Origin of the sequence: Curtobacterium flaccumfaciens (genome assembly GCF_018598405.1) — a bacterium.
In the GTDB taxonomy this organism is placed as follows: Bacteria; Actinomycetota; Actinomycetes; order Actinomycetales; family Microbacteriaceae; genus Curtobacterium; species Curtobacterium aurantiacum.
In genome coordinates, this window is record NZ_JAHEWS010000052.1 from 1 (window position 1) to 6,931 (window position 6,931).

The 6,931-nt window shown below is 69.0% G+C and carries 5 protein-coding genes; 3 read left to right on the top strand and 2 right to left on the bottom strand.

Annotation, left to right across the window (positions count from 1 at the left end):
- Positions 1 to 194 precede the first annotated feature (194 nt).
- The gene (locus KK097_RS17615; RefSeq protein WP_214545610.1) at positions 195 to 2,687 is read right to left on the bottom strand and encodes an MDR family MFS transporter; all 2,493 of its coding nucleotides are present in this window, start codon (positions 2,685 to 2,687) and stop codon (positions 195 to 197) included.
- A gap of 222 nt (positions 2,688 to 2,909) precedes the next feature.
- Positions 2,910 to 4,529: a phosphoglucomutase (alpha-D-glucose-1,6-bisphosphate-dependent) gene (pgm, locus tag KK097_RS17620; protein ID WP_214545611.1), complete on the bottom strand. Its 1,620-nt coding sequence runs from the start codon at positions 4,527 to 4,529 to the stop codon at positions 2,910 to 2,912.
- Between the two features lie 79 nt (positions 4,530 to 4,608).
- Here pgm and KK097_RS17625 point away from each other — a divergent pair, with 79 nt between their 5' ends.
- The 3 genes from KK097_RS17625 to KK097_RS17635 form a co-directional block, all read left to right on the top strand.
- A complete protein-coding gene (locus tag KK097_RS17625; protein WP_214545612.1) occupies positions 4,609 to 5,466 on the top strand; it encodes a DUF6177 family protein in 858 nt (285 codons plus the stop codon).
- Positions 5,463 to 5,873, top strand: a complete 411-nt coding sequence (locus tag KK097_RS17630; RefSeq protein WP_214545613.1) for a DUF6507 family protein — start codon at positions 5,463 to 5,465, stop codon at positions 5,871 to 5,873. The genes KK097_RS17625 and KK097_RS17630 overlap by 4 nt, the downstream gene beginning before the upstream one ends.
- Before the next feature lie 125 nt (positions 5,874 to 5,998).
- A partial coding sequence (locus KK097_RS17635) for a hypothetical protein (protein ID WP_214545614.1) occupies positions 5,999 to 6,931 on the top strand: 933 nt, incomplete at its 3' end.

The following is a 6,931-nucleotide window of genomic DNA, read 5'->3' on the forward strand; positions in this document are numbered from 1 at the left end:
CCGCCGCACGACCCATCACAACCACCCAAACGCTCAGGGCGTTGCAACCACCGATTGAACCCAAGAGGTCGTACGACGTCGAAGGTGTCGCTCCCGCGCGGCCGCAACAGTTGCACACGCGCAGATGCGACGAGGTCGCTGTCGTGCGACAGCGACCTCGTCGTTCGGCATCAGCGAGCGAGCGCCCGTGCCGACTACTCCGCGGAGTGTCGCCCGTGTGCGTGCGCGTCGCCAGCGTCCGGCCGGGAGGCCCGGCTCCCCTCCGCCGCGTCGGCTCCGGCCCCTGGGGCGTCCGGCTCCACGACCGGGGCAGCGTGGGCGGCCCGTGTCCGGATGGCACCGGTCGTGGTCGGGGGCTCGTCGACCGGCGCAGCCGCCGAGTGCGCACCGTGCGTCGTGGCGTTCGGCAGCGGCGCGCGGGTGTCGTCGACCCCGATCGGCAGCACGTCGTTCGGTAACACCGAGACGTCCGACGCTCCGGCGGCCCGGGCGGACCGTGGCTGTACGTCCGGCGACGTTGGCACGTCGGGCGAGGTCGGCACGTCGGCAGAGGCCGACGCAGGTGCCGACGCCGACCCCGTCGGCACCGGACCAGCCCCGGGTGCCGCGGCGGCAGCGGCTGCGGCGGCGCTCCCGTCCGACCCCGCACCGGCAGCGGTGCGCGCGGCATCGGCCTGCTCCTGCAGCGCCGAGGTCTTGCGGAGCGGCGGCACCCGGAAGAACCACGTCAGCACGAACGCGAGCAGGATCACCGCGAGGCCGACGTAGTAGACGCGGACGGCCGAGTCGCTGAACCCGACCAGGAACGGACGGCTGAGCCGGGGATCCGCCCCGTTCAGGAACGATGTGTCGCTCGTCGCCGAGTCGGTGGACGAGCTCGCGGCCGAGTCACCGCTCTTCAGTTGCTTGATCAGCGTCGGGGCGACCTGGTCGACGACGTTCTCGCGCTGCGCCTTGTCGGAGTAGTCGATCTGCAGCTTGCCGTCGACGACCGAGGCGTTGGCCTTCTTGGCTGCCGTCTGGAGCGCCTGCTGTTCGGCCGCGGGCTTGGCGTCGTCGACCTGCTGGGCGATGATCGTGTCCGCTGCGGCTGCGGGGACCGTGCCCGCGGCGACCTGCCGCTGCACGGCTGCCGTCACCTGCTTGGTCACGGCAGCGTCGGCGGCTTGCTTCGCCTGCGCGGTGCCCTGGTCGAGACCGTCCTGCACGTTCTTCTGCACCGGGTCGACGATCTTCGTCCAGATCTCGTCCATCACGCCCTCGTTCTCGGAGGCATTCGCCACAGAGGGGGTCATGGCGGCGTTGAGGGCGCTCTTCAGGTCGGACTCGTTCTGCATCGCCGCGCTGATGTTCGTCGGCATCAGGGTGAACAGCACGGAGAGCAGGACGGCGGTGCCCATGGTGCCGCCGATCTGGCGGAAGAACGTCGCGGCGCTCGTGGCGACACCGATGTCCCGCGGCGAGACCGAGTTCTGCGCGGCGAGGGTCAGCGTCTGCATGAGCTGCCCGAGCCCGAGACCGATCAGGAACATGCCGGTCATCAGGAACCAGAGGGGCCGGTCAGCGGTGAGGAAGGTCAGGACCGTGAAGCCGATGGCGGTGAACGCGGTGCCGGTGATCGGGAAGACCTGGTAGTTGCCGGTCTTCGAGATGATCTGGCCGGAGGCGATCGACGAGATCATCAGCCCGAGCACCATCGGCAGCATGGCGAAGCCGGACTCGGTCGGGGTCACACCCTTCACGATCTGCAGGTAGAGCGGGATCGTCAGCATCGCGCCGAACATGCCGAAGCCGACGAGCACGGACAGGATCGCGGACATCGAGAACACCCGCGAGCCGAACAGCTTCATCGGCAGGATCGCGTCGTCGCCCATGGCGCGTTCGACGAGGATGAACGCGATCAGCCCGGCAGCCCCGACGCCGTAGCAGGCGAAGGCGGCGGGGGAGTCCCAGCCCCACTCGCGGCCCTGCTCGGCGATGAGCAGCAGTGGCACCAGGGTGACGATGACGAGCGTGGCACCCCACCAGTCGATGCGGGGCTTGCCGCGGTCGCCGAACTTCGGCAGGTGCAGGAACGTCAGCACCATGAACAGCGCGATGATCCCGATCGGCACGTTGATCAGGAACACCCAGCGCCAGCCGGCGATGAACAGCAGCTGGTCGGCGCCGGCGAAGACGCCACCGACGAGGGGTCCGATGACCGACGAGATGCCGAAGACCGCCAGGAAGTAGCCCTGGTACTTCGCCCGCTCGCGCGGGGCGAGCATGTCGCCCATGATCGCCAGCGGCAGGGACATCAGACCACCGGCACCCAGGCCCTGCAGTGCGCGGAACCCGGCGAGCATGAGCATCGAGTCCGAGAACGACGCCGCGAACGAACCGACGATGAAGATGCCGATCGCGGTGATGAAGAGCGGTCGGCGACCGAAGATGTCGGAGAGCTTGCCGTAGATCGGCGTGGTCACCGTCGACGCGATGAGGTACCCGGTGGTGACCCACGCCTGCTGGTCGAGCCCGTGCAGGTCGTCACCGATGGTGCGGATCGCGGTGCCCACGATCGTCTGGTCGAGGGCACCGAGGAACATGCCGGCCATCAGGCCGTAGATCACCAACAGGATCTGTCGGTGCGTCATCACGACGTTGGACGCCGTGGTGGGGGCCGCGGGGGCGGTCGCCGTCTGGGTCATGAGCAGGGTCTCCCGGGTACCGATGCGCTGGCAGAACGATTTTTGCGCTGCCTGCAAAGTTACAACTGCCGCAAGTGCTCGGTCGCACCGAGACGGCTTCCTGAGTGGATCGGCAGTCACGGTACCCCCGGTACGCCCCTGCGACGCACGGCCTGGAGGCCCGGATCGGTTCCGGCGGACGGGCTGCGGTGTCCGAGACCCACAGCCCGTCCGACGAGGGCGCTACGCGCCCAGTGCTGCGTCGACGATCTCCTTGGCTTCGCGCTGCACCTGCTCGAGGTGCTCCTGCCCGACGAAGCTCTCCGCGTAGATCTTGTAGACGTCCTCGGTGCCAGACGGCCGCGCGGCGAACCACGCCTTGTCGGTGACGACCTTCACGCCGCCGACGGCTGCGTCGTTGCCCGGGGCCTTCGACAGCTTCGCGGTGATCGGGTCTCCGGCCAGGGTGTCCGCGGTGATCGCGTCGCCGTCGAGCTTGCCGAGGCGGGCCTTCTGCTCCTTCGAGGCCGCGGCGTCGACGCGCTGGTAGACCGGCGCACCGAAGCGCTCGGTCAGCTCGGCGTAGAGCTGCGACGGGGTCTTGCCGGTGACGGCGACGATCTCGGACGCCAGGAGCGCCAGGATGATGCCGTCCTTGTCGGTGGTCCACGCGGTGCCGTCGGTGCGCAGGAACGACGCACCCGCGGACTCTTCGCCGCCGAAGGCCACCGAGCCGTCGATCAGGCCGGGGACGAACCACTTGAAGCCGACCGGGACCTCCCACAGGCGACGGCCCAGGGACTCGGCGACGCGGTCGATGATGCTCGACGACACCAGCGTCTTGCCGATCGCGGCGTCGTCGCGCCACTCGGGCCGGTGCGCGTAGAGGTACTCGATCGCGACCGCGAGGTAGTGGTTCGGGTTCATCAGCCCGCCGTCGGGCGTGACGATCCCGTGCCGGTCGGAGTCGGCGTCGTTGCCGGTCAGGACGTCGAAGTCGTCCTTGCGGGCGAGCACCGAGGCCATCGCCGAGGGGCTCGACGGGTCCATCCGGATCTTGCCGTCCCAGTCGAGCGTCATGAAGGCCCACGTGGGGTCGACCTCGGGGTTCACGACGGTCAGGTCCAGGCCGTAGTGGTCACGGATGGCGTTCCAGTACGGCAGCGAGGCGCCACCGAGCGGGTCGGCGCCGATCTTCACGCCGGCACGCTTGATCGCCGCGATGTCGATGATGTTCTCGAGGTCGGCGACGTACGTGTTGAGGAAGTCGTAGCGCTCGGGCTCGGCGTCCTCGGTGCGCTGCACCTCGGCGTTGCCGCCCTCGATGATCGCGTTCGCCCGGTTCGCGATCCAGCTCGTGGCGTCGCTGTCGGCGGGGCCACCGTGCGGCGGGTTGTACTTGAAGCCGCCGTCGCGGGGCGGGTTGTGGCTCGGCGTGATGACGATGCCGTCGGCCGTGTCCGGGTTGCCGGCGCGGTTGTAGCGGATGATCGCGTGGCTCAGCGCGGGCGTCGGCACGAAACCGTCCTGGCTGTCGGCGAGCACGCGCACGCCGTTGGCGGCGAGGACCTGCAGAGCGGTCTGCTCGGCGGGGGCGGAGAGCGCGTGGGTGTCGCGGCCGATGAAGAGCGGTCCGTCGGTGCCCTGGTCGCGGCGGTACTCCACGATCGCCTGCGTGATGGCCGCGATGTGGGTGTCGTTGAAGGCGGTGTCGAGCGATGACCCGCGGTGTCCGGACGTGCCGAACACGACCTTCTGCTCGGGGACCGAGACATCGGGCACTCGGTCGTGGTAGGCGGCGAGGAGCTCGTCCAGGTCGACGAGGTCGTGTGCGGTCGCTGGGGTGCCGGCGCGGTCGTTCATGCGTCCATCCTGGCACCGCGGTCCCTCGGACGTTCCCGTCGTATCCGACATGTCGGCGAACAGCAGTAGGCTCGCGCGCATGGGGGACACGATCCGCGCGGATCCGGCGCTGCTCGACGCTGTTCGTGCAGGCGACGGGGCGACGCTGCACACCGCGGCCGGATCCGAGGTCTCCTGGGCAGCACTGCACGTGCTCGCGGACCATGCGTTCGTCTGGGCACCCGATCGACCGGACGGTGCTGCCCACGGTCTCGTCGGAATCCGCCTGCACGTCGACTTCACGGTCGAGCACGCCGCTCGACCCGGGATCGTGCTCGGGACGACGCCGGCGAGGTTCCTCGCACAGGCACTCGACGTCGAGGTGCTGTACTCCCTCGCCGAGGGGCTGACGCCGCTCGATCCGGCCCGGATGACCGCCTTGGCGGAGCATCGATCGCCCCGACCGGCCACGTTCGTGGCCACCGGGAGCGGGGAGTCGATGGTAGGCGGTGTGCTGACGGTGGAGCGCGGTCAGCGCTCCGTCTTCGAGACGCTCCGCTGCATGGTCGCGGTACCGACCGATCTCGGCCCGACCGGCGGATTTCGTGCGCTGCGTGACGGACTGGAGGCGGGCCTCCAGTCCGTCACGCAGGGCGGCCACCCGCAGTCGGCCCAGTTCTCCACCAGCCGCGGCCGGATCGACGGAGTCGTCGACACGGCGATCGCGGGGCCGCCAGTGCCGTTCGGGGTGTTCTCCGGTGCGCACGCCGCACACGCCAGCGGCTTGCTCGCCCGCCGATCCGAGTTCGGCGGACACCTCGTCGGCCCCGCGCACGCACCCGGACTCGTGATCTGGTTCCACGGAACCGAACGCGATCGATGGGCCGCCGCTGCCGGACTCGGTCGGCGCCTCGGCGATCACCGGGCAGATGCGATGCATCCCAGGGACTTGCAGTGACGCCGTCGAACCCGCGACGATGGCACGCGTACGGGGGGAGAACGATGAGTACACAAGCGTGGAAGATCGACCTGGCCGGTGTCCAGTCGGTGCTGCACGACGTCAGCGGATCGGTGAACGGTACAGCCCGCGCGCTGCAGTCGGTGCAGGGCGGGGTCGCCGAGGTCGCCGGTGGTGCCGGCGATGTGGTCAACGAAGCGCTGGGTGCGTTCCTGACCAAGACGCAGGACGACGTGGACCAAGTGACCTATCGCCTGATCGGTGGTGTGCAGGGCGTTACGGACGCCGTCGACGCCTACAAGGCGGGTGACCTCGACATGGCCGTGAACGCCCAGCGTGCTGGCGTGACCCTGGCTGACACCCACGATGTGTCGTTCTTCGTCCAGGCGGCGGAGCGTCGGCAATGAGCGGCGTCGCGTACGGCGACCACGGTCTCGTCGACCCATCGGGCATCCCCGGTGCCGACCTCGACCTGGTTGCAGTTTCAACCGGCGCCGACAGCATCAAGACCGGCGGCAGCTCGATGAAGACGGTGGCCGACGACCTGCCGGCGAAGTGGCAGAAGCTGTCCGGGGTGTACGAATCGCCGGAGTCCGATCAGGTGTTCGCCCTGATGGACCCGGTGACCGAAGACGTCCAAACGATCGGCGGGATCGCCCGGAAGGTCGCCGCGGCGCTGGAGACCTACGCCAGTACGGCCGCCGGTCCGAAGAAGCAGCTGGACGACCTGCGAAAGGAAGCGGAAGCCTTCGTCGCGCGGGTCGAGAAGGGCGTTCCGCGTTTCGAGTCCGCGTTCACGCCCAAGCCCGAGGCTCCGGTCTCGGGGTCGTGGAACGGTTACCAGCCTGACGATCCCAAGCCGCAGTCGAAGACGGTGCCGTGGTACGAGGACATCGTGACTCGGCACGAGAACGACCAGCTGATCCAGCGCATCAACGAGCAGGTGGCGCTGCTCCAAGCTGCTCAAGCGGACTGTGCCCTCGCGATCAAGAAGGCGTCGGGAGCCTCGGTCAAGCAGGCCTTCACCGCGCCATCCGAGAGCGACCTCAACGCGCGCGGTGTCGACCTGCCGTGGTCGCGTGTCGGTACCGCAAAGGGGAAGAGCTGGGCTGAACAGTTCGAGGAGGGTTTCACCGACGACATCCTGAAGTCCTTGAGCGGAGCCCTGCACCTAGGGGGATGGGACAACAGCGGTGACTGGAGCTGGGGCAACCTCGGCTCAGCGTGGAAGGGCGTCAGCGAGGGGACGGTCGCGTTCAGCCTCATGGTGAACCCGATGTCCTGGCTCGATGCTGCGCTGAACCCCGAGGGGAAGTCCGGGCAGACATTCGGTGCGATGGGTGACGCTGCTCAGGACTGGTGGAAGGATGCGAAGGAGAACCCGGGGATCGCGACAGGCGCAGCGGCATCGGCGGTGGGGACGAGCTTCCTCGGGCCCGAGGGATGGGCTGGGCGGGCGCTGTCT

What these genes read in the sequence shown, in the direction of transcription:
- KK097_RS17625 (WP_214545612.1), top strand. Translation starts at nt 4,609, where the DNA reads ATGGGGGACACGATCCGCGCGGATCCGGCGCTGCTCGACGCTGTTCGT.
- KK097_RS17615 (WP_214545610.1), bottom strand. Translation starts at nt 2,687, where the DNA reads ATGACCCAGACGGCGACCGCCCCCGCGGCCCCCACCACGGCGTCCAAC.
- pgm (WP_214545611.1), bottom strand. Translation starts at nt 4,529, where the DNA reads ATGAACGACCGCGCCGGCACCCCAGCGACCGCACACGACCTCGTCGAC.